At 65.9% G+C, this 22,136-nt stretch carries 21 protein-coding genes and 1 tRNA gene; 16 read left to right on the top strand and 6 right to left on the bottom strand.

The annotated features are described in order from the left end of the window. Positions 1–108: 108 nt before the first annotated feature. A tRNA-Thr gene (locus AC1VV3_RS09265) sits at positions 109–183 on the bottom strand. A 57-nt stretch (positions 184–240) separates the two neighbouring features. Here AC1VV3_RS09265 and AC1VV3_RS09270 point away from each other — a divergent pair. The 9 genes from AC1VV3_RS09270 (at position 241) to AC1VV3_RS09310 (ending at position 8,364) form a co-directional block, all read left to right on the top strand. Beyond that, positions 241–552 (top strand): hypothetical protein, encoded by a 312-nt coding sequence (locus AC1VV3_RS09270; RefSeq protein ID WP_482961610.1) that lies wholly within the window; start codon positions 241–243, stop codon positions 550–552. A gap of 78 nt (positions 553–630) precedes the next feature. Continuing rightward, positions 631–1,317 carry a 2,3-diphosphoglycerate-dependent phosphoglycerate mutase gene (gene gpmA / locus AC1VV3_RS09275; protein WP_482961611.1) on the top strand — a complete coding sequence of 229 codons (687 nt, stop codon included), beginning with the start codon at positions 631–633 and terminating at the stop codon, positions 1,315–1,317. Between the two features lies 1 nt (position 1,318). Beyond that, positions 1,319–1,807: a 5-(carboxyamino)imidazole ribonucleotide mutase gene (gene purE, locus AC1VV3_RS09280; RefSeq protein ID WP_431566981.1), complete on the top strand. Its 489-nt coding sequence runs from the start codon at positions 1,319–1,321 to the stop codon at positions 1,805–1,807. Between the two features lie 22 nt (positions 1,808–1,829). Beyond that, entirely contained in the window at positions 1,830–2,894 is a 1,065-nt protein-coding gene (locus AC1VV3_RS09285; protein WP_482961612.1) for a 5-(carboxyamino)imidazole ribonucleotide synthase, read from the top strand. A gap of 9 nt (positions 2,895–2,903) precedes the next feature. Continuing rightward, positions 2,904–3,389: a dihydrofolate reductase gene (locus AC1VV3_RS09290; RefSeq protein ID WP_134094788.1), complete on the top strand. Its 486-nt coding sequence runs from the start codon at positions 2,904–2,906 to the stop codon at positions 3,387–3,389. 12 nt (positions 3,390–3,401) lie between these two features. Next, positions 3,402–4,334 (top strand): bifunctional riboflavin kinase/FAD synthetase, encoded by a 933-nt coding sequence (locus tag AC1VV3_RS09295; RefSeq protein ID WP_207912873.1) that lies wholly within the window; start codon positions 3,402–3,404, stop codon positions 4,332–4,334. Between the two features lie 154 nt (positions 4,335–4,488). Beyond that, on the top strand, positions 4,489–7,401 hold the full coding sequence (gene ileS / locus AC1VV3_RS09300) for an isoleucine--tRNA ligase (RefSeq protein ID WP_482961613.1): 2,913 nt from the start codon (positions 4,489–4,491) through the stop codon (positions 7,399–7,401). Beyond that, positions 7,398–7,943 carry a signal peptidase II gene (gene lspA / locus AC1VV3_RS09305; RefSeq protein ID WP_132264395.1) on the top strand — a complete coding sequence of 182 codons (546 nt, stop codon included), beginning with the start codon at positions 7,398–7,400 and terminating at the stop codon, positions 7,941–7,943. The genes ileS and lspA overlap by 4 nt, the downstream gene beginning before the upstream one ends. 4 nt (positions 7,944–7,947) lie before the next feature. Then, positions 7,948–8,364 (top strand): DUF3035 domain-containing protein, encoded by a 417-nt coding sequence (locus tag AC1VV3_RS09310; RefSeq protein WP_132264393.1) that lies wholly within the window; start codon positions 7,948–7,950, stop codon positions 8,362–8,364. A 144-nt stretch (positions 8,365–8,508) separates the two neighbouring features. On the opposite strand, the gene AC1VV3_RS09315 is transcribed toward AC1VV3_RS09310, so the two are convergent. Further along, positions 8,509–9,678, bottom strand: coding sequence for a serine hydrolase domain-containing protein (locus AC1VV3_RS09315; RefSeq protein WP_482961614.1), 1,170 nt, complete (start codon positions 9,676–9,678; stop codon positions 8,509–8,511). 32 nt (positions 9,679–9,710) lie between these two features. Between AC1VV3_RS09315 and AC1VV3_RS09320 the strand changes: the two genes are divergently transcribed. After that, positions 9,711–10,154 carry a hypothetical protein gene (locus AC1VV3_RS09320; protein ID WP_482961615.1) on the top strand — a complete coding sequence of 148 codons (444 nt, stop codon included), beginning with the start codon at positions 9,711–9,713 and terminating at the stop codon, positions 10,152–10,154. A 48-nt stretch (positions 10,155–10,202) separates the two neighbouring features. Here the strand turns inward: AC1VV3_RS09320 and mnmA are convergent, their stop codons facing one another. Beyond that, entirely contained in the window at positions 10,203–11,375 is a 1,173-nt protein-coding gene (gene mnmA / locus AC1VV3_RS09325) for a tRNA 2-thiouridine(34) synthase MnmA (protein ID WP_134094791.1), read from the bottom strand. A gap of 221 nt (positions 11,376–11,596) precedes the next feature. Here mnmA and AC1VV3_RS09330 point away from each other — a divergent pair, with 221 nt between their 5' ends. From AC1VV3_RS09330 to AC1VV3_RS09355, 6 genes are all read left to right on the top strand, one after another. Further along, positions 11,597–11,929 (top strand): hypothetical protein, encoded by a 333-nt coding sequence (locus AC1VV3_RS09330; RefSeq protein ID WP_132264388.1) that lies wholly within the window; start codon positions 11,597–11,599, stop codon positions 11,927–11,929. 2 nt (positions 11,930–11,931) lie between these two features. Further along, a complete protein-coding gene (sciP, locus tag AC1VV3_RS09335) occupies positions 11,932–12,231 on the top strand; it encodes a CtrA inhibitor SciP (protein ID WP_031342751.1) in 300 nt (99 codons plus the stop codon). A gap of 363 nt (positions 12,232–12,594) precedes the next feature. Then, on the top strand, positions 12,595–13,824 hold the full coding sequence (locus AC1VV3_RS09340; RefSeq protein WP_482962084.1) for an efflux RND transporter periplasmic adaptor subunit: 1,230 nt from the start codon (positions 12,595–12,597) through the stop codon (positions 13,822–13,824). 7 nt (positions 13,825–13,831) lie between these two features. Then, complete coding sequence (locus AC1VV3_RS09345) at positions 13,832–17,269, top strand: efflux RND transporter permease subunit (protein ID WP_132264386.1); 3,438 nt, start codon at positions 13,832–13,834, stop codon at positions 17,267–17,269. Between the two features lie 100 nt (positions 17,270–17,369). Further along, positions 17,370–18,590 carry a DUF445 domain-containing protein gene (locus tag AC1VV3_RS09350; protein ID WP_132264384.1) on the top strand — a complete coding sequence of 407 codons (1,221 nt, stop codon included), beginning with the start codon at positions 17,370–17,372 and terminating at the stop codon, positions 18,588–18,590. Beyond that, a complete protein-coding gene (locus AC1VV3_RS09355) occupies positions 18,587–19,138 on the top strand; it encodes a GNAT family N-acetyltransferase (protein WP_482961616.1) in 552 nt (183 codons plus the stop codon). The genes AC1VV3_RS09350 and AC1VV3_RS09355 overlap by 4 nt, the downstream gene beginning before the upstream one ends. Before the next feature lie 18 nt (positions 19,139–19,156). Here AC1VV3_RS09355 and AC1VV3_RS09360 read toward each other — a convergent pair whose 3' ends face one another. From AC1VV3_RS09360 to AC1VV3_RS09370, 3 genes are all read right to left on the bottom strand, one after another. Then, positions 19,157–19,972: an energy transducer TonB gene (locus AC1VV3_RS09360; protein WP_431566973.1), complete on the bottom strand. Its 816-nt coding sequence runs from the start codon at positions 19,970–19,972 to the stop codon at positions 19,157–19,159. Between the two features lie 270 nt (positions 19,973–20,242). Then, on the bottom strand, positions 20,243–21,172 hold the full coding sequence (locus tag AC1VV3_RS09365) for an electron transfer flavoprotein subunit alpha/FixB family protein (RefSeq protein WP_132264381.1): 930 nt from the start codon (positions 21,170–21,172) through the stop codon (positions 20,243–20,245). Between the two features lies 1 nt (position 21,173). Continuing rightward, positions 21,174–21,920 carry an electron transfer flavoprotein subunit beta/FixA family protein gene (locus AC1VV3_RS09370; RefSeq protein WP_314466094.1) on the bottom strand — a complete coding sequence of 249 codons (747 nt, stop codon included), beginning with the start codon at positions 21,918–21,920 and terminating at the stop codon, positions 21,174–21,176. Between the last annotated feature and the right edge of the window lie 216 nt (positions 21,921–22,136).

Consider the following 22,136-nt stretch of genomic DNA (forward strand, 5'->3'; position numbering starts at 1 on the left):
CACTTTCGTGACATCGCTGCAGTGCAGCAAAAAAGCCACAGTCCGCGTGTTTTCACGTGGAACATCCGCAACTTGCTTGCGGTTCACCGAATCTCGATAAGGGGAGAATGGTGCTGCTGGGGAGGATTGAACTCCCGACCTCGTCATTACCAATGACGCGCTCTACCACTGAGCTACAGCAGCGCTCTTTTCCGTGTCCGGAAAGGCTGTGTCCCGGCGACCCGGGGCAGGGGCGGGCTAATGTCCGTGACCGGCCTGATTGTCAAGCGCCTCTTGCGCATTCTTTTTCAGAAAGCCATTTCCAGACCCACCGAAGACCGTTCCGAAAGACGCCTGACCATGACGCAAGCCCAGCAAACCCGCGACGAAAGGCTCGCCGCCAAGCTTCGGGAAAATCTTCGCCGCCGCAAGGTCCAGGCACGCGCACTGGCTTCCGATGCCCCTGCCTCCGCCAGCGAAGCGTCGGCAGGGGACGCGGATAGCGCCGCTGCGGGCGAATCGAACGCTGAAAACGAATCAGCCGGTCTTTCCAAACCCGCCCCGGAAAGCTAGGGGCTGCGCCCAGACATAGAGTCAGTCTGCCAACGGGCGTTTCCCGAGGGGATCGCCGCTGAGACCTGGGAGTACGCCTTGCCTCGCCTGATCCTCGTCCGCCACGGCCAGAGCCAATGGAATCTCGAGAACCGCTTCACCGGATGGTGGGACGTCGACCTTACCGAAAAGGGTGAGGAAGAAGCCCGCGCCGCAGGAACGCTTCTGAAGGAAAAGGGCATCCTGCCCACCGTCGCCTTCACCTCGCTGCAGACCCGCGCGATCCGCACCCTGCACTTCGCGCTCGAAGCCGCGGGCCTGCTCTGGATCCCGGAGACTAAGGACTGGCGCCTCAACGAGCGTCACTACGGCGGCCTCACCGGCCTCAACAAGGCGGAAACCGCGGCCAAGCACGGCGACGACCAGGTCAAGATCTGGCGCCGCAGCTTCGACACGCCGCCGCCTGTCCTGGAGCGCGGCAGCGCGTTCGATCTCTCGTCCGACCCGCGTTACGCCGGGATCGAGGTGCCGATGACCGAAAGCCTCAAGGACACCATCGCACGCGTCCTGCCTTATTACGAAGGCTCGATCGTCCCGCACCTCAAGGCCGGTGCCGACGTGCTCGTCTCCGCCCACGGCAACAGCCTGCGCGCGCTGGTGAAGCACCTCTCGGGCATCTCGGACGACGAGATCACCGGCCTGGAAATCCCGACCGGCCAGCCGATCGTCTACGAACTGGCAGACGATCTCGCAGTGCTCGACCGCTATTACCTGTCGGAGCGTTGACATGAGCGGGGTGGGGGCTCCTGTTGCCATCGTCATGGGCAGCCAGTCCGACTGGCCGACCATGCAGCGCGCTGCCGACATGCTGGACAAGCTGGGCGTCGCTTACGACGCGCGGATCGTCTCGGCGCACCGCACGCCGGAGCGGCTGGTCGATTTCGCCAAGGGTGCGGACGGCGAAGGCTTCAAGGTCGTGATCGCCGGTGCGGGGGGCGCTGCCCACCTGCCCGGCATGATCGCCTCGATGACCCACCTTCCCGTGCTGGGCGTGCCGGTACAATCCAAGGCGCTTTCGGGACAGGACAGCCTGCTCTCGATCGTGCAGATGCCCGCCGGCATTCCGGTGGGCACGCTGGCGATCGGCGAGGCAGGCGCGGCCAATGCCGGCCTGCTCGCCGCCGCGATCCTCGCCACGGCCGACCCGGCCCTGGCCGAACGCCTCAAGACGTTCCGCGCAGACCAGACGGCGAGCGTCGCCGAACGTCCCTCCTGACCGATCGAGCAAGCACCTGAAGATGATCCCTCCCGGCGAAACCATCGGCATACTCGGCGGCGGCCAGCTCGGCCGGATGATCGCGATGGCCGCTGCCCAGCTCGGCTATCGCTGCCACATCTACGCACCGGAGGCCGATTCCATCGCCGCCGAAGTGAGCGCGGGATTCACTTGTGCCGCCTGGGACGATGCCGAAGCGATGGCCCGCTTCGCAGCGGGCTGCGCGGTCGTCACTTACGAGTTCGAGAACGTGCCGGTGGCGCCGCTCGCGGCGCTGGGCAAGGTACCGCTGCTGGCCCATGCCCGCGCGCTCGAAACCGCACAGGATCGCCTGAGCGAGAAGCGCTTCGTCACCGAACTGGGCGGCACCCCTGCCCCCTTCGCGCCGGTGGATTCGGCCCAGGACCTTGCAAAGGCGGTCGCCGCGATCGGCGCACCGGGCATCCTCAAGACCCGGCGCGACGGCTATGACGGCAAGGGCCAGTGGCGCATCATGACGCCCGAAGACGCCGAGGGGCTCGATCTTCCGGACCAGGCGCTCATCTACGAGGGCTTCGTCACGTTCTTCGCCGAATTCTCGGTGATCCTGTGCCGCGGCGCGGACGGCGACATCCGCTACTTCGATTCCGCCCACAACGTGCATGAGGGCGGCATTCTCTCGGTCAGCACGGTGCCTGCCCCGCAGCGCCTGCTCGACCAGGTTCCCGCCGCGCGCGCGCTGGCCGCCAAAGTAGCCGAAGCGCTGGACTATGTCGGCGTGCTCACGCTGGAATTCTTCGCGACCGAGGACGGACCCGTCTTCAACGAGATGGCGCCGCGCGTGCACAATTCCGGGCACTGGACCATCGAGGGCGCGGTCACCAGCCAGTTCGAGAACCACGTCCGCGCGATCTGCGGCCTTCCGCTGGGCGAAACCGGCCTGGCCGCCGATGCCGTGGAAATGCGCAACCTGATCGGTGACGAGGCGGACGACTGGGCCAAGATCCTGGCCGATCCGGCCAACCATCTGCATCTCTACGGCAAGGGCGCTTCGCGTCCCGGCCGCAAGATGGGCCATGTCACCCGCCTCTCCTTCCAGCGCGACTGACCCAGAGCCTTGGCGCAGGACCTCTTCCTCATCTACGCCCGCGCCGCCAACGGCGTGATCGGCCGCGACGGCGCCCTGCCCTGGCGCCTGCCCGCCGATCTCCGGCGATTCAAGGCCATGACCCTCGGCAAGCCGATGATCATGGGCCGCAAGACGTTCGACAGCTTCCCTTCTCCGCTTCCCGGCCGCCGCCATATCGTGCTCACCCGCGACGCGGCATGGACGGCCGAGGGCGCGGAAGTGGCCCATTCGGTGGACGAAGCGCTGGCGCTGGCGGGTGACGGCGAAGTGGCGGTGATCGGCGGCGCCGAAATCTACCGCCTGTTCCTGCCGCTGGCCCCCCGCATCGAACTGACCGAGATCCACGCCGACTATCCCGGCGATACCGAAATGCCCGCGGCAGGCCCGCAATGGCGCGAAGCCGCGCGCGAGGAGCATCCCGCCGCGGGTGATTTTCCCGCGCATGCTTTCGTCACGCTGGTCCGGGACTTATAGGCCTGATCTGACATGATTCGTCTCGACAACCGCGAACCCGTTCCCGAATCGATGCGCGGCGCCGTTCTGGCGCTCGGCAACTTCGACGGGTTCCACCAGGGCCACCAGGCCGTGGTGGGCGAGGCCATCCGCTGGGCCCGCGAACTCGGCCGGCCCGCCATCGTCGCGACGTTCGATCCCCATCCCGTCCGCCTGTTCCAGCCAGACGCGCCCGCCTTCCGCCTGACCACGCTGGACCAGCGGCAGGACCTGTTCGAGGCGGCCGGCGCCGACGCCATGCTGCTGCTCCATTTCGACCGCGCCATGGCCTCGATGGAAGCGGCAGACTGGATCGAACAGGTGCTCGGCCGGCAGCTTGGCTGCGTCGGTGTCGTCACCGGCGAGGACTTCACGTTCGGCAAGGGCCGTGGCGGCAATCCGCAGGTCCTGCGCGAGGTCGGCGCGCGCATCGGCCTGATCGGCCGCACCGTGGGCGCCGTGCACGACGAGCGGGGCGTCATCTCCTCCAGCCGCATCCGCGACGCGCTGAAGCTGGGCGAGTGCGAGACCGCCACCCGCCTGCTCACCCGCCCTTTCGCGGCGCGCGGCGTGGTGCAGCACGGGGGCAAGCTGGGCCGGACCATCGGCTTCCCCACCGCCAATATCGACATGCACAACTACTTGCGCCCGCGCTACGGCATCTACGCCGTGACCGGGCGCATGCCGGACGGACGCGTGCTGCCCGGCGCCGCCAACATGGGCGTGCGCCCGACGTTCGAGCCGCCGATCGAACTGCTCGAACCTTACTTCTTCGATTTTTCAGGCGATCTCTACGGACAGGAGATCGAGGTGGCCTTCCACCACTTCCTGCGTCCCGAAGCCAAGTTCGATTCGCTCGACGCCCTGGTGGCGCAGATGGGCCGCGACTGCGACCGGGCCCGCGAGCTGCTGTCGCACATCGGCTGAGCAAAGCCCGCTCGCCTCAAGAAACGAAATCGCCCTGAAACTAGTCTGGAGCGGCGAGCGCGCTGCACAGAGCTTCGTCGCGATCGAAACCCGCGTATCGCCATGCCTGCGAACTCTTCCAACAGGCGCGCAATTGCTCTAGTGCGCAGCGCATATGACCGAACAGCGCGATTATAGAGCGACCGTCTTCCTTCCGAAGACCGATTTCCCCATGAAAGCCGGGCTCCCCCAGAAGGAGCCGGGTATTCTTGCGCGCTGGCAGGAACAGGACATTTACCGCAAGACGCGCGAAGCGCGGGCCGACCGCGACATGTTCGTGCTGCACGACGGTCCGCCCTACGCCAATGGCGACATGCACATCGGCCATGCGCTGAATCATATCCTCAAGGACATGGTCGTCCGCACCCAGACCCTGCTGGGCAAGAATGCCCCGTATGTCCCCGGCTGGGACTGCCACGGCCTGCCCATCGAGTGGAAGGTCGAGGAAGAGTACCGCAAGAAGAAGAAGAACAAGGACGAGGTTCCCGCAGAGGAATTCCGCGCCGAATGCCGCGCCTATGCCCAGAACTGGGTCAATGTGCAGCGCGAGCAGCTCAAGCGCCTCGGCGTCAATGGCGATTGGGACAATCCCTACCTGACGATGGACTTCCAGGCCGAAGCCACCATCGTCGGCGAATTGCTGAAATTTGCCGAGAACCAGATGCTCTACCGCGGCGCCAAGCCGGTGATGTGGAGCCCGGTGGAAAAGACCGCGCTGGCAGAAGCCGAAGTCGAGTACGAGGACATCGTCTCGACCCAGATCGACGTGGCCTTCGAGATCACCGAATCGCCCATCGCGGAACTGGTCGGTGCCCATGCCGTGATCTGGACGACCACCCCGTGGACGATCCCGACCAACCAGGCGATCGCCTATGGGCCGGAGGTGGAATACCACCACTACCGCGCGCATGACGGCCGCCGCTTCCTGATCGCCGTGCCCTTGCTCGAAGCCTTCTTCGCGCGCACCGGCCTGGGCCCCGTGGCCGAGAACATAATCGGCGATGCCGACTTGTCCGAATACGCGCTCGGCACTTATCGCGGCGCCGACCTCGCCGGCACTCTCGCTCGCCACCCGATGCATGCGCTGGGCGGCTTCTTCGCCGAACCGCGTCCGCTGCTGGCAGGCGATTTCGTCACCACCGAGAGCGGCACCGGCCTCGTCCACATGGCACCCGACCACGGCGAGGACGACTTCCTGCTGTGCAAGGCGCATGGCATCAATCCCAAGTTCGTGGTCGAAGCCGACGGCAAGTACCGCGAAGACTGGGGCTGGCTGGGCGGCCAGGGTTCGGTCATCAACCCGAAGTTCAATGCCCCCGACGGCCCGATCTGCTCGGACCTGCGCGAGGCCGGCGCGCTGCTGGCGGCTTCGGCCGACTACAAGCATTCCTATCCGCACTCCTGGCGTTCCAAGGCCAAGGTGATCTTCCGCTGCACCCCGCAGTGGTTCGTGCCGATGGACAAGGCGATGACTCACATCTCGCCCAAGAGCCGCGCCGATACCCGCTGGGAGAACGAAGGCGGCGCCATCGATCCCGCCGAGGAAAACCTGGACGACGCGCCCACGCTGCGCGAAGCCGGGCTCCAGGCCATCGCCGACACGCGCTTCGTTCCCGAAAAGGGCCGCAACCGCATCGGCGCCATGGTCGAAGGCCGCCCGGACTGGGTGCTCAGCCGCCAGCGCGCCTGGGGCGTGCCGATCACCCTGTTCGTCGACCGCAAGACCGGCGAATACCTCGTCGACCCCGCCGTCAACGACCGCATCGTCAATGCCATCCTCGCCCGCGGCGTGGACGCCTGGTCCGATGAAGCCGCGCAGGACCTGCTCGGGCCGGACTACAGCGCCGACGACTACGAGCGCGTTGCCGACATTCTCGACGTCTGGTTCGATTCCGGCTCGACTCACGCCTTCGTGCTCGAATCGGGCCGCTGGCCCGACCTCTTGCGCCCCGAAGGCTACCAAGGGCCCAAGGCGGACCTCTATCTGGAAGGCAGCGACCAGCATCGCGGCTGGTTCCAGTCCTCGCTGCTCGAATCCTGCGCCACGCGCGGCCATGCGCCTTACAAGGCAGTGCTGACTCACGGCTTCACGATGGATGCCAAGGGCTTCAAGATGTCGAAGTCGCTGGGCAACACGATCAGCCCGCTGAAGGTCATGGAAACCAACGGCGCCGACATCATCCGCCTCTGGGCGCTCTCGGTGGACTTCACCGAAGACCACCGCATCGGCGACGAGATCCTGAAGGGCGTGGCCGACCAGTATCGCAAGCTGCGCAACACCCTGCGCTACCTGCTGGGCGCGCTGGATGGTTTCTCCGACGAGGAGAAGCTGCCGGTTGCCGAGATGCCCGAGCTGGAACGCTACGTGCTCTCGCTGCTGGCCGGCGTCGACGCCGCGCTGCGCCAGGCCGTCGCGGACTTCGACTTCAATACCTACGTGCGCACCCTGCTGGACTTCTGCAACGAAGACCTTTCGGCCTTCTTCTTCGATATCCGCAAGGACTGCCTCTACTGCGACAGCCCTGCCGATCCGAAGCGCCGCGCCTATCGCACGGTGCTGGACACGCTGTTCCACGCACTGGTGCGCTATGCCGCGCCGGTCACCGTCTTCACCGCCGAGGAAGTCTGGCAGAGCCGCTTCCCCGGCAGCGAGAGCGTGCACTTGCTCGAATGGCCGGAAGTCCCGGCCGTGGAAGCGGACGCTGCCCGCTGGTCCGAACTGCGCGCCCTGCGCGTGAAGGTGACCGAGGCGATCGAACCGCTCCGCCGCGAGAAGATCGTCGGCTCCAGCCTGGCCGCAGAAGTTACGGTTCCCGCCTCTGCGCCCGCCAGTGCCTCCGACGCAGATCTGGCCGAACTGTTCATCACCGCGAAAGTCGCGCGTGGGCAGGGGGATGACGTGACCGTCACGCCTTCCACCAACCACAAGTGCGGCCGCTGCTGGCGCCATCTTCCCGAAGTTACGGAAGACGGCGCCCTGTGCGACCGCTGCGATGACGTGGTCGGCGCGCTGGAGACCGAGGCATGAGCGCCGAGATGACCGTTGGCCGCAAGCGCCTCATCGGCTTTCTGATCGCCGCGGTGGTCTTCATGGTGGACCAGGGCTTCAAGGCCTGGGTCGTCACCGGATTGAAGCTGCGCGACGTGGGCGTGATCGAGCTGGCGCCGTTCTTCAACTTGCGCTGGACCAAGAACCTGGGCGTCTCGCTCGGCCTGTTCACCGCGGATTCGCCGGAGGGCCGCTGGGCCCTGGTGGCGATGACCGGCGCGATCGCGCTGTTCGTCCTCATCTGGATGCTTCGCGAACGCAAGCTGGGCGAAATCGCCGCGCTGGCCATGGTGCTGGGCGGTGCGCTGGGCAACATCCGCGACCGCTTCACCATGGGCTACGTGATCGACTATGCCGACCTTCACTTCGGTGAATGGCGGCCGTTCCTCATTTTCAACATCGCAGACGTCGCCATAACCGTCGGCGTCCTGATTATCCTTGCCCGCTCATTGCTTTCGCGCGACAAGCCGGAAACGAATGGCGGACATGACACGGCGCCCGACGCCGCCCCGGAGATTTGAGTTGATGCCCATGAAGAAGACCGGAGCCCTGATTCTCGTCGCCGCCGGTGCGGTGCTCGTGTCCGGCTGCGGAAGCAGCGGCCTGCTGAACCACAACCGCCCCGATGAATTCGCCGTGCAGCGCCAGTCGCCGCTGGTGGTGCCGCCCGATTTCTCGCTGGCCCCGCCGAAGCAGGGACAGCCTCGCCCCAATGACGACAATCTGCAGCAGCAGACCCTCGACGCGCTGTTCGGCGGCCCGCAGGCCCGCAGTGAAATCGAGAAGTCGACGCTGAGCATGGCCGGCCCGGCCGCGCCCTCGATCCGCTCCACCGTGGGCGATCCGGGCACGTACACCGTCGCCAAGGGCCAGGTGACCCGCGCGATCCTCGCCGCCCCGGAAGGCGACGGCCGCGACGCGCAGACGACTATCGAGGGCTGATCCCCTCTTCGACGAACGCGAAAAGGGCCGGAGCGGCATGGCTGCTCCGGCCCTTTTTCATGCCTGCTCTGTCTGAAGATTCGACGCGGGCGGATGACGGCGGCACGCGAGAATATCCTTTTCGGGAATTTTCCCGAAAGGCTGTCAGATCCCGCCCGGGAACATTGCCAGCAGCTTGCCCAGTCGGTCGTGCACCAGCCGTTCCTGCTGCGGATCGCTTTCGCCAAGGCGCACGATGGTGAGCAGCTGATCGGGCGAGCCGATCACGTATTGGCCATATTCGCCCACGCAGGCGAAAACGTTGCCGGGCGCCATGCCCGGGAACAGCACTTCCTCGCCCCCTGCCCCGACTTTCGCCTTGGCCTTGTTGAGCCAGACCCCGGCGCCATAGCCGGGATTACGCGGCGAGGATTCCAGCATGAACTGCACCCAGCGGCGCGGCAGGATCTGCGCGCCCTGGATCGAGCCGGTATGGCGCAGGAATTCGCCCAGCTTCGCCCAGTCGCGCGCCGAGGCATGGACCATGGCCGAGCCGACCATCGTGCCCGCACGGTCGAAGCCAGCGGTGGCCGAATCCATCCCGATCGGGGCGAAGACGCGGTTGCGCAGATAGTCGTTCACGGCCTTGCGGCGCCGATCGGGGTTGCGATCGGACGAAAGCACGCGCGCGGCCAGGTCGGAGAGAATGACCGAGGTTGCCGCGCTGTCCACGAACCGCGCGCCCGCCGGAGCTTCCAGGGGCTGCGCCTCGGCATAGGCCGCCATGTCGTCACGCCCGTCGAGATAGAGCATCCGCATCCGGTCGGACTGGCGGGCCGGACCGCCGGTGACCGATGCGGCCGTTTCGGAATGGCGCAGGCCCGAGCGCATCTGCAGCAGCTGCTTGAGCGTGATCTCGCCGCGCGGATCGCCCGGGCGCTGCCACGCAGGGATAGGGGCCGATTCGGCGAGGCGCAGCCGTCCATCGCTGACGAGCTGCCCGACCATCAGCGCCGTGACGCATTGGCCCATGCCCAGCCCGTCCAGCCGGGTGTCCGGCTTGACCCCGGCGCCATAGCGCTCTGCGATCACGGAGCCGCGCTTCATCACCACCAGTGCCTGGGTACGGCCGAGATCCTCGTCGAACAGTCCGTCGATGGCGCGGCCGAAGGCGGCGCGCGGCGCTCCGCCATCGTCCTTGATCGCCGCCTGCGATTCCGCGCTCGGCGGCGGCGGCCCCTGCTGCGCATCCTGTCCACAGCCGGCAAGCGCGCTCAGCGCCAGGGCTGGCAGGACGGAAAGGGCAAGGATAAGGGGGGGACGGCGCACCGGCATGACGCGCGGTGTGATGTGCGAGGCGCAGGAATATGGCAACAGGCACGAGGTACACGACCGGGGAAAGCCCCCCAGGAGATGGGCCTGCTGCAAACGGGCCTGCCGATAACGGCCCCTCCGGAAGCACCCATCGCAGCCGCCAGCCCTCGCGCTGGATCCGCAATTCGCTGCTGCTGGCCCTGCTGGCGGTGGTGCTGGTCATGGCGATGTCGTGGCGCGGCCTGCGCGAACAGGCGCTTGTCGGCACCTCCTACGGCGCCCGCGTCGCCTGCGCCTGCCGCTTCGTCTCGCAGCAGGACCTGGGCACCTGCAAGGGGCAGATCGCCATCGCCGGGCTGGGCCGCACCGCGTCGCTGATGATGCTTTCCGAAGATGCCGAGAATCGCTCGGTCAAGGCCAGCGTCCCGTTGCTGGCCAGCCAGACCGCCACCTTCGCACCCGATCGCGGATGCCAGCTCGAACCCTGGGCCAACTGACGGGCCACGGCGCTTCTAACATCGGGCGCCGGGCCCCCTTACGTACCTTCAGTCCAGCGGAACGGCGGACTCGGTCCCCTCGATCCAGCCGCCGCCCACCACCCGGTCGCCGGCATAGATCACCGCTGCCTGCCCCGGCGCAACGCCATATTCGGGGTTCGCGAAACGGATCGTGACTGCCGCGCCGCCGCCGAAGTCGCCTTCGAGCGTGATCGGCACCGGCTTCGCCAGCGAGCGCACCTTGGCCGTCAGCGGCGCATCGGGAAGCGGGCCGATACGGTTGGTCTCGGTGACGAGGGCGGCGGCAACGCCCAGCAGCGCGCGCGGGCCGACCAGGACGCGGCGTCCCGGCGCATCGATGCGCACGACATAGAGCGGTTCGGGCTGGCCGCCGATCTCCAGCCCCCGGCGCTGGCCGACGGTGTAGTGGATGATGCCGCGATGCGTGCCCAGCACTTCGCCGGTGAGCGCATGAACGATCTCGCCCGGCGCTTCACCCTCCGGACGGACGGCGCGCACGATCTTGGCATAATCGCCATCCGGCACGAAGCAGATGTCCTGGCTGTCCGGCTTGTCGGCAACGCGCAGACCTGCCGCTTCGGCCAGGCGGCGGGTTTCGCTCTTCGGCAACCCGCCCAGCGGGAAGCGCAGGAAGTCCAGCTGCGCCTCGGTGGTTCCGTAAAGGAAGTAGCTCTGGTCGCGCGCGGGATCGAAGGCGCGGTGCAGCTCGGAGCCGGCCGGTCCCTCGACGCGGCGCACGTAGTGGCCGGTGGCAAGGCAGTCGGCCCCGAGGTCACGGGCCATCGTCAGCAGGTCGGTGAACTTCGGACCCATGTTGCAGCGGATGCAGGGGATCGGCGTGCGCCCGGCCATGTAGTCGTCGGCGAAGCGCTCCACCACTTCCTCGCGGAAGGCGCTCTCATGGTCGAACACATAGTGGGCAATGCCCAGGCGGTCTGCCACGGCGCGGGCGTCGCGGATGTCGTCGCCGGCGCAGCAGGCGCCCTTGCGGCCGGTCGCGGCGCCGTAGTCGTAGAGCTGGAGCGTCACGCCGATGGTTTCGGCGCCGGTGGCTGCGGCCAGCGCGGCCACGACGGAACTGTCGACACCGCCTGACATGGCGACGACGATGCGGCGGGCCGAAAGCGGCGCAGGCAACTGGAACAGGGCGGCGGGGTCGAGGCCGGCCACCAGTCCTTCAAGATCGGAAAGGGCGGTCATGCGCCGCCCCATACAGCCGAACGCGCCGGATTCCTACCTTTGACGATGGAGGACCGGCAAGACACCCGCTTTCATCCCGTCGGCCACGGCGGGGCCTTCGCCCGGTCAAGGATCATGGCGCTCGGTTAAAGGTCATGGCGAAGCCGGTGTTAAGAATATTTAACAAAAGGTAAGTCCGGCCTTTACTCTCCCTTGACCAAGCGCCGTTACAAGCGATCGACATGAACATCGCTCATGATCATGAAACCTGCAAAGCGGGGCATGCGTCGGGTCGCGACAGCGAGGAGTTCATGCCGGTCCGTTTTCCAATCGACTGGTTTTCCTTGCGTTCCCGGCTCTTCGCCGCGCACGATCTGCGTGCGGCGTTTGCCGAGACGTCCGCCTCGCCGCGCCTCCACCGCTTCGGCAGTTTCGCCGGGTCGGTCGCTTATGTGATTCATACATATGCGACAGTCTCAAGAACTGTTAACCCAAATGCTTCAGGCAATCGCAAGCCAGCGCAGGCCAAGGTCCTTTCCGTCGCCGGCAATCCAAGCACCGGCGTACGAGGGTGATGATGATCGAAAACCAGAAAATCCGTCCTGCCCAGGTAATCGGGCCGCTCGGCGAGCCGTTGACGCTGGAATCGCTGCCCCCGGCGAACACCACCCGCTGGGTCGTGCGTCGCAAGGCGGAAGTCGTGGCGGCCGTGAACGGCGGCCTGCTGTCGATCGACGAGGTCTGCGATCGCTACCAGCTCACGCTCGAGGAATTCGCGTCCTGGCAGCGTGCCGTGGACCGTTCGGGAATGCAGGGCCTGCGCGTCACGCGTATTCAGCATTACCGCGATCTCTACGAGCGCCAGCAGAAGTATTGAGCGCACTACCTATTTGGTCCCCAAAGGACCTGAAAGCGGCGGCGGACCTCGGTTCGTCGCCGTTTTTCGTATATCTCCGGGCAATTCTCGAAAGATAGCAGGGGCCTGGCCGCCGGATACTGTCGTCGACGCTGGTCGACCCGGGTCGGCGACACGGCGACTGCTGATTGCCACCCGTCCGCCGCAGGTATATGTCGTTTCGCAGGAAATTTGGCCGTCGCAGCGGCGTGGACCGACGTGTCCGCGCTCCGGCGGCAGATCGTGCCTTCCGGCCACCCCAGGGGCGACATCGCTTTCGCGGGGCAAGGGCATCCGGACGAGGCATTCGGGACTGGGGGCAATCGCAATTTTTGCGGTGACACGATGAATTACGACAGCAGGATCGACGTGACGGAGAACGAGGGGTTGGCGGCCACCGGAAGCGGACTGGGCGGCAATCCGCTCGAGAGCGACAATGAGCAGGACCGCGCATCGCGCCGCTGGTGGCTGATCGCCATCGTTGCCGCGATCGTGCTGGCCACCGGGATATGGTTCGCCGTGCGCGGCGGCGAAAAGACCGAAAAGGCCGGCGCCGCAGACATCCAGATGCCTGCGGTCACCGTCGTCGTGCCGGGCCGTGCCTCCGTCGAAGGCGAGATCACCGCCACCGGCTCGCTGGCGGCACGCCGCCCGATGCCGGTCGGTTCGGTCGGCGAAGGCGGCCAGGTCCGTTCGGTTCTGGTCGAACCGGGTGACTGGGTTTCCCAGGGTCAGGTGCTCGCTGTCATCGATCGCTCGGTCCAGTCGCAGCAGCAGGCCAGCCAGTCCGCGCAGATCGCGGTGGCCCAGGCCGACGCCCGCCTGGCCCAGGCCAATCTCGACCGCGCCCTCAAGCTTGTCGACCGCGGCTTCATCTCCGCCGCCGATGTCGACCGTCTCACTGCGACGCGCGATTCGGCCAATGCCCAGGTCAAGGTCGCGCGCGCCACGCTGGGCCAGCTCCAGGCGCAGACCGCCCGCCTCAACATCGTCGCGCCGGCTTCCGGCCTCGTACTCGAACGCAATGTCGAACTGGGCCAGGTCGTGGGCGGCGGCAGCTCGGTGCTGTTCCGCCTTGCCAAGGGCGGCGAAATGGAACTGCTCGCCCAGATGAGCGAGGATGACCTTGCGCGCATGAAAGTGGGCGTGGAAGCCACGGTGACGCCTACCGGCAGCAACCAGAGCTTCACCGGCCAGGTATGGCAGATCGCCCCGGTGATCGACGCCACCAACCGCCAGGGCATCGCCCGCATCGCCCTCGCCTACAATTCCGCCCTGCGTCCCGGCGGCTTCGCCAGCGCCGTGATCAACAGCGGCCAGACGGTGGCCCCGGTGCTGCCCGAATCCGCGATCCAGAACGACGACAAGGGCGCCTTCGTCTATGTCGTCGATGCCAAGGACGTGGTCCACCGCCGCGCCGTGCAGACCGGCATCGTCACCGCACGGGGTATCACCGTGAAGCAGGGCCTCGACGGCAGCGAGAAAGTCGTGCTGCGTGCCGGTGGCTTCCTCAACGAGGGCGACAAGGTCAAGCCGCGCATGACCGCCGCCGCCAAACCGAACGCGGGCGAGTAAATACGCGATGAGCCTTCGCAATATCTCGGCCTGGTCGATCCGCAATCCGATCATTCCGATCGTCTTCTTCATCGGCGTGATGATCGCCGGCGTGGTCTCGTTCATGCGCATGGACGTGAACAACATGCCGGACGTCGAATTCCCCGGCGTCCACGTCATGATCTCGCAGCCGGGCGCCGCCCCGACCGAGATCGAGACGCAGATCACCCAGATCATCGAGGGCGCCGTGCGCTCCGTGCCGGGAATCGAGGAAATCCAGTCGACCGCCTCCGAAGGCACTTCGACCACACTGGTCTTCTTCACGGTCGGCACCGATCCCGATGTCGCGACCAACCAGGTCAAGAATGCGGTCGATCAGGTTCGCGGCCAGTTGCCCGACGGCATTCTCGAGCCGATGGTCACCAAGATCGAGGCCAATGGCGACAATCTCGCCTATTATGCCGTCAGCGCCGACGACATGACGATGGAGCAGCTCAGCTGGTTCGTCGACGACACGATCTCCAAGACCCTGCTCTCGATCGAAGGCCTGGCCTCCGTAGAGCGCAACGGCGGCGTCGACCGCGAGATCCGCGTCGTCGTCGATCCCGAGCGCCTGATCGCGCTGGGCCTCACCGCCAACGACATCAACGGCGTGCTGCGCCAGGTCAATACCGACGCGGCGGGCGGCCAGGCGGAAATCGCCGGCTCGCGCCAGTCGGTTCGCGTGCTCGGCAATGCCCAAGACGCCTTCCAGCTCTCGCAGACCCGCATCAACGTGGGCGGCGGCCGGCAGGTCAAGCTGTCCGACATCGCCAAAGTCTACGACGGCTATTCCGAGCAGACCCGCATCGCCAAGCTGCGCGGCCGCGAAGTGGTGACTTTCGGCTTCACCCGCGCCCTCGGGGCCTCCGACGTCGCCGTCTACGACGGGGCCGAGAAGGCGCTGGACAAGATCCGCAAGGAAAACCCGAACATCCACATCACGCGGCTGTTCTCCGACGTGGACTACACCAAGGGGCAGTACACCAGTTCGATGGAGGCGCTGGTCGAAGGCGCCGTCCTGGCCATCGTCATCGTCTATCTGTTCCTGCGCGACTGGCGGGCGACGATGATTTCCGCCATCGCCATCCCGCTCTCCGCGATTCCGACCTTCTGGTTCATGGACATGCTGGGCTTCACGCTCAACTTCCTCTCGCTGCTGGCGCTCAGCCTGGTGGCAGGTGTGCTGGTCGACGATGCGATCGTGGAGATCGAGAACATCGTGCGCCACATGCGCATGGGTAAATCCGCCTACCAGGCCTCGATCGACGCGGCGGACGAGATCGGCCTGGCCGTCGTCGCCACCACCTTCTCGATCGTCGCGGTGTTCCTTCCGGTCGGCCTGATGCCCGGCATCCCCGGCCAGTTCTTCAAGGCTTTCGGCCTGACGGTCGTAGCCGCAGTGCTGATGAGCCTTGCCGTCGCACGTCTTATCACGCCGATGGTCGCGGCATACTTCCTCAAGGCGCACGGCCATGCCGAACATGGCGGCGGGCGGGCGATGGACTTCTATCTGAAGATCCTGGCCTGGACGCTCGATTCCAGCGAAGCGCACCGGCTGAAGGCACGCCTCGTCAAGAGCCCGGCGCGCTGGTGGTACTATGTGGTCGCCGCCGTGGCCGTCATCGCCATCCTGGCGGGCGGTCTCTTCGCCGCGTCCCTGCTCTTCATGGGCGTCAAGGCAGTCCTGACCAAGGCCGGTCTCGACAAGGCCGCCCTGGTGCTGGCGGCGGTCGTCGCACCGCTTGCCGTCCCGGTCGTGATCTTCCTGCTCGGAGCGGGCATGAAGATCCTGCTGGGCGCGATCGGCCGCTTTGGCGTGTGGTATCGCTACTTCTCGGACCGTTTCGCGGCCCGCATGCGCGACCACCGGTTCTACGCCTTCTGCGCGGGTATCTACGCGCTGGTGCTGACGTTCGCCCTGCTCGCCGGCCTGCCCTCGCAGTTCCAGCCGAACACCAATAACGACACCAGCACGGTCAATCTCGAGATGGTGCCCGGCACCACCATCGAACAGACCGCCGCCGTGGCCGACAAGGTCACCCGCCTGCTGGAAAGCCAGCCCGAAGTGCAGCACATCCTGGAAGCCTCGCGCGAGGGCAAGGGATCGCTCTACATCGCGCTCAAGCCTGCCGACCAGCGCAAGGCGACCAGCATCGAATTCGAACGCCGGATGGCGCCGCAGCTTCAGGACATCCCCGATGCCCGCGTGACTTTCGCCACGCAGTCGGGCGGCTTCGGCAGCGGCCGCGACATTTCGGTCATGCTTTCGGGAAGCGATTCGGAACTGCTGCGCAAGACGGCGCAGAAGCTGGCCGATCAGATGCGCACGATCCCCGGCGTCATCGCCCCGCGCATCGCCGCCGATCTTCAGCGCCCCGAACTGGTCGTGGTGCCCCGGCTCGACCTTGCGGCACAGCTCGGCGTGACCACGGCCGCGCTCAGCCAGACCATCCGCATCGCCACCCTCGGCGAAATCGACCAGAACGCCGCCAAGTTCTCGCTGAGCGACCGTCAGGTGCCGATCCGCGTGATCCTGGCCCGCGCCTCGCGCCGGGATTTCTCGACGATCGAGAATCTTCCGGTCACCACGGCCAGCGGCGGTTCCGTGCCGCTCAAGCGCGTGGCGGAAATCCGCTTCGGCGCCGGGCCCACCCAGATCCAGCGCTACAACCAGTCGCGCCGCATCTTCGTGGGTGCCGACCTCGGCGAGGGCCAGGTCAAGGGCCCGATCATGGAGCAGATCCAGAAGCTGCCGATCATGAAGGACTTGCCGACCGGCGTCTCCAACGCCCCCGTCGGCGAGGACAAGTGGCAGGCGGAGATGGTGAACAGCTTCGTCATCGCCGTCATCAGCGGCATCTTCCTGGTCTTCGCGGTCCTGGTGCTGCTCTACCGCCGTTTCGTCTCGCCGCTGGTGAACATGGCCTCGCTGCTGCTGGCCCCGCTTGGCGGTCTGCTGGCGCTGGTGATCGTCGGCCAGCCGATCTCGATGCCGGTCTACATCGGCATCCTGATGCTGCTGGGCATCGTCGCCAAGAACTCCATCCTGCTGATCGACTTCGCGATCGAGGAAATGGAAAAGGGTGTAGACAAGCTCACGGCGATCATGGACGCGGGGCACAAGCGTGCCCAGCCCATCATCATGACCACCGTCGCGATGACGGCGGGCATGGTGCCCACCGCGATCTCGCTCTCGGGTGACGCCGCCTGGCGCGCGCCGATGGGCATCACCGTGATCGGCGGCCTGCTGCTCTCGACCATGCTCACCCTGGTGATCGTTCCGGCCGCCTTCAGCCTGGCAGACGGTTTCGAAAAGCGCCTCGGCCCCTGGCTGCGCCGCAAGCTGCTCACGTACGAGCCGCATCATGCACAGGAAACCGCCCATGGTGCCGTGCCCATGCCTCAGCCGATCGCGGCGGAATAAGGGATAGGGAGGAACATTGCCGGCCCCCAAGCGTAGCATCCCCGTGGCACGGCAAGACTTTTTCCAGCCGGGTCCGGTCCCTGGCGATCGGGCCCGCCGCATGCGGATGTTCGCGGGCGGGCTGCTGCTGTTCATGGCGGCGGCTTTCGTCGTGCTCCGCCGTGTGGCCGTATTCCATCCGGAATGGAGCGTGCCGCTCGGCTACGCGATTTCCTTTACCGAAGCGGCGATGGTGGGCGGACTGGCCGATTGGTTCGCGGTCACGGCCCTGTTCCGCCATCCGCTCGGCCTGCCGATCCCCCACACCGCCATCATCCCGGTCAACAAGGATCGCATCGCCGATTCGATGGCGACTTTCCTGCGGGACAATTTCCTGACTCCCCAAGTCGTGGCCCGCCGCCTGCGCGGCTTCAACCTCGCTGCCGCGGCCGGGGGCTTCCTGGCCGATCCGGCCCGTGACGAGCAGTCCCGCATCCGCGCGGGCGCCGCCAACCTGCTGGGCGACGTGCTCGAATCGCTCGATCCCGAACAGATGGGCGGCATGGTCAAGGCCGGCCTGCGGCGGCAGATCGAGAAGATCGACGCTGCCCCCCTGCTCGGCCAGATGCTCTCCAACGCCATTGCCGACAGGCGACACCTCCCGGTCCTGGAAAGCCTGCTGCGCAAGATCGGTGAAGCGATCGAGGCGAACGAGCCGATGATCCGCGAGATGATCCACCAGCGCGCCAATACCGTCATGCGCTGGACCGGGCTCGACGAGCGGCTGGCCAATGGCGTGCTCGATGGGGCCTATCGCTTGCTTGCCGAAGTGATCGTCCAGCCCGACCATCCCCTGCGCGCCCGCATCGACGAGGCGCTCGCCAAGCTGGCCGACGACCTCCTGCATCGGCCCGAGACCCGCGCCAAGGTCGAACGCATCAAGGGAGAACTGCTGGACAACCCGGCCATGGCATCGTGGCTCGACGGCATGTGGGAACGCGCGCGCGGGGCCTTGCTCAAGGCCGTGCGCAATCCCGATCAGGCGCTCGCCGGTGCGCTCGGCGAAAGCCTTGCCCAACTCGGCCAGGCCCTGGGCGAAGACCCGAGACTGCAGTACATGGTCAATCGCTTCGCACGCCGCACGCTCGTAGGCGTCGTATCGCGTTATGGGGGAGAGATCGTGAGGCTGGTGTCGGAAACCGTAAAGCGCTGGGATGCGCGTACCGTGACGGACCGGATCGAAGGCGCCGTGGGCCGCGATCTGCAGTTCATCCGGATCAACGGTACGCTGGTAGGCGGCCTGTTCGGCGTCTGCATCCACGTTGTGGACCAGTTCCTGTGAGCGTCGCAGCGCTGGATGGCCCGGTTCTCGTGACCGAGCGCTTCGAACTCTGGAAACCGCAGGCGAGCGATCTCGGCGACATGATTCGCCTGATTGCCGACGAGGAGACCCGCACTTTCCTGGGCCAGGCGCAGCCGGAGCCCAAAGGCGTGTTCGAAAGGCTGGAACGCAACGCCGGATCCTGGTCGCTACGCGGCTACGGCACTTTCCCGGTGCGCCGGCGCGGCGGCGATGAGATCGTCGCGAATTGCGGCGTCTTCCACTCCTGGCGCGGCTTCGGCAAGGGCATGGACGACGTCCCCGAAGCAGGCTGGATCGTGCGCCGCGACCATTGGGGCCAGGGCCTCGCCAAGGAAGTCATGCGCGCCGCCCTCGAATGGTTCGACAAGACCCACGGCCAGCGCCGCATTGCCTGCATGATCGAAGAGGGCAACCAAGCCTCAGAGCGCGTCGCCGCCGCCCTGGGCTTCGTCGCCTATGGCAGCCACGACCTTGGCCACAGCGACAAGTCAGTCATCGTGAACCTGCTGGAGCGTGGCGCGGATTAACGCGCTTCGGCTGGTTCCTCAGGATTTGTAGACGATCACCGTGGTGTAATAGGAAGCCGTTGCGCGGCCATCCTTATCTCTGGCAGGCGTAAAGCGCGCGTCCCTGAGTATGATGCCGCAGGCCCGTACCTTGAAATCGGTGTTATCGAACGCCTGCCAGGTATCGCAGTTCTTGGGCATGCCCTGCTCATCGACAATCACGAGGACATTAACCCTGGCCTCCTTGTTCTGAGCGAGCAAATCCGACGGGTACGACGCCTGGATTTTTTGTGCCCAGGTCCGGATATTTTCCGTCTTTGCGCGTGAACTCAGACTGGCCTGAACCGCAGGATCCAGTCCCCATCCTTTGACTAGATTATCCGTGCACTGGCGAAGGCTGTCGAGCGCCTTCTTCATCGGTCCCGTATTCAAAACGAGCTTGCGATAGGTGGTCGTCAGTGCGATCCGGTCCAGCTGTGCCTCGAAGGGCACATCGGGATAGGCGCGAACCTCGCGACTTTCCTCATCGCTGTCGTCTCCGTCCTTTACGGCCATCTCTCCGGAAAAGATCAGCGCCGGCCCATACTCGGCGATGCGGCCGACCTGGTATCTGCGAATTTCGATCGGTGAGCCCGTCCCATAGGCAATAGAGAAACTCTTGGGCGGCTGCAGTTGCGACATGGCCTTGCCGGCTATCGTCATTTCGAAATGATAGCTGGGGGTATAGGTCCGCATACTCAGCCAAAGCGGGGCGTCCGCCGTTCCGAACTTGCGTGCCAAAACACAGCTGTGATCGGCCCAATCGACCAGCCAGTTCGACGAGCCCTTCAGCGAGACTTCCTTGACTTTCGTCATCCCTGGGACCGGAGCAAGAGCCATCCCGATCATGGCCAGGGCAGAAAGATAACCAGCAGGAGGCATTGGGTAACTCGCTTCTACAATCCGAAAGCTCGATGGCGTTCAGTCCACGCCCGACAACACAGAGAGTCATGACGCTGCCACTCGCCGGGCCTGCACGTCGATTAGTCGTTCTTCCCGAATGTGGCGAGCACAGACCAGCGGCTGAAAAAAGAAAACCCCGGCCGTTTCCGACCGGGGTTTTCGGTATTCCCATTATTTAACCGCTCAGAGCTTGCCGGTGAGTTCCGGCACGGCGGTGAACAGGTCCGCGACGAGGCCGACGTCGGCGACCTGGAAGATCGGGGCGTCTTCGTCCTTGTTGATGGCGATGATGGTCTTGGAGTCCTTCATGCCCGCAAGGTGCTGGATCGCGCCCGAGATGCCGACCGCGATGTAGACTTCGGGCGCCACGATCTTGCCGGTCTGGCCGACCTGGTAGTCGTTGGGCACGTAGCCCGCATCGACCGCAGCGCGGCTGGCGCCAACGGCGGCGCCGAGCTTGTCGGCCAGCGGCATGATGACCTGCTCGAAGGTTTCCGAATCCTTCAGCGCGCGGCCGCCCGAGACGATCACCTTGGCGCTCGTCAGTTCCGGACGTTCCGACTTGGCGAGTTCGGCACCCACGAAGCTGGACAGACCCGCGTCACCGGCACCGGCAACGTCTTCGATGGCAGCCGAACCACCCTCGGCAGCGGCCTTCTCGAAGGCGGTGCCGCGCACGGTGATGACCAGCTTGGCATCGCTCGATTCGACGGTGGCGATGGCGTTGCCGGCGTAGATCGGACGCGTGAAGGTCTTCTCGCCCTCGACCGAGAGGATGTCCGACAGCTGCATCACGTCGAGCAGCGCGGCGACGCGCGGGGCGACGTTCTTGCCGGTGGTGGTGGCGGGCGCCAGGAACGCGTCGTGGTGGCCCATGAGGTCCACGATCAGCGGCGCGACGTTCTCGGCCAGCGCGTGTTCGTAGGCGGCATTGTCGGCCAGATGAACCTTGGCGACGCCGGCGATCTTGGCAGCGGCCTCCGCAGCGGCGCGGCAGTTCGCACCGGCAACCAGCAGGTGGACTTCACCCAGCTTGGCTGCGGCAGTGACGGTGTGGAGCGTCGCGTCCTTGACCGACGCGTTGTCGTGTTCGACCCAAACGAGCGTCTTCATCTTAGGCGACTCCCAGTTCCTTGAGCTTCGTGACCAGCGCGTCGACATCGGCGACCTTGACGCCGGCGACACGCACCGGCGGCTCCGAGACCTTCAGGGTCTTGAGGCGCGGGGCGATGTCGACGCCGTAATCGGCGGCGGTCTTCACATCGAGCTGCTTCTTCTTCGCCTTCATGATGTTGGGCAGCGAAGCGTAGCGCGGCTCGTTGAGGCGCAAGTCGGTGGTGACGATCGCGGGCAGCGACAGCTTGACGGTCTCCAGACCGCCATCGACTTCGCGGGTCACGGCAACGTGGTCACCGTCGATCTCGACCTTGCTGGCGAAGGTGCCCTGCGGGCGGCCCAGCAGCGCGGCGAGCATCTGGCCGGTCTGGTTCGAATCGTCGTCGATGGCCTGCTTGCCGAGGATCACGAGGCCGGGATTCTCTTCGGCGACGATCGCCTTGAGGATCTTGGCGACGGCCAGCGGTTCCACTTCCGTATCGGTCTCGATCAGGATCGCACGGTCGGCGCCCATCGCAAGCGCAGTGCGTAGCGTATCCTGCGCCTTGGCCGGGCCGACCGAGACGGCGACGATCTCTTCCGCCTTGCCCGCTTCCTTGATGCGGATGGCTTCTTCCACCGCGATCTCGTCGAACGGGTTCATGCTCATCTTGACGTTGGCCAGGTCAACACCCGTGCCATCCGCCTTCACGCGGGGCTTCACGTTATAGTCGATCACCCGCTTTACGGGCACGAGGATCTTCATCTGATCGGGTCCTCTCAGTTTCAGGCACGGCGTGTTTAGCCGCTCGATTAAATCCACTCAAGGCCCGCCTAATAGGCAATTGACGTAAGCGTCAAGACCTGCCGCAGCGAGATGAGCCCAGCGTGGGCTACAAAGCGCGCCATATCGCAAATCCGCGAGATTGCGCATCGCCCCGGCAGAAATCGGAGGCCCAGAATTACTATGAAGCCGAAAAGG

The sequence above is a fragment of the Novosphingobium sp. BL-S-34 genome, from assembly GCF_056857015.1.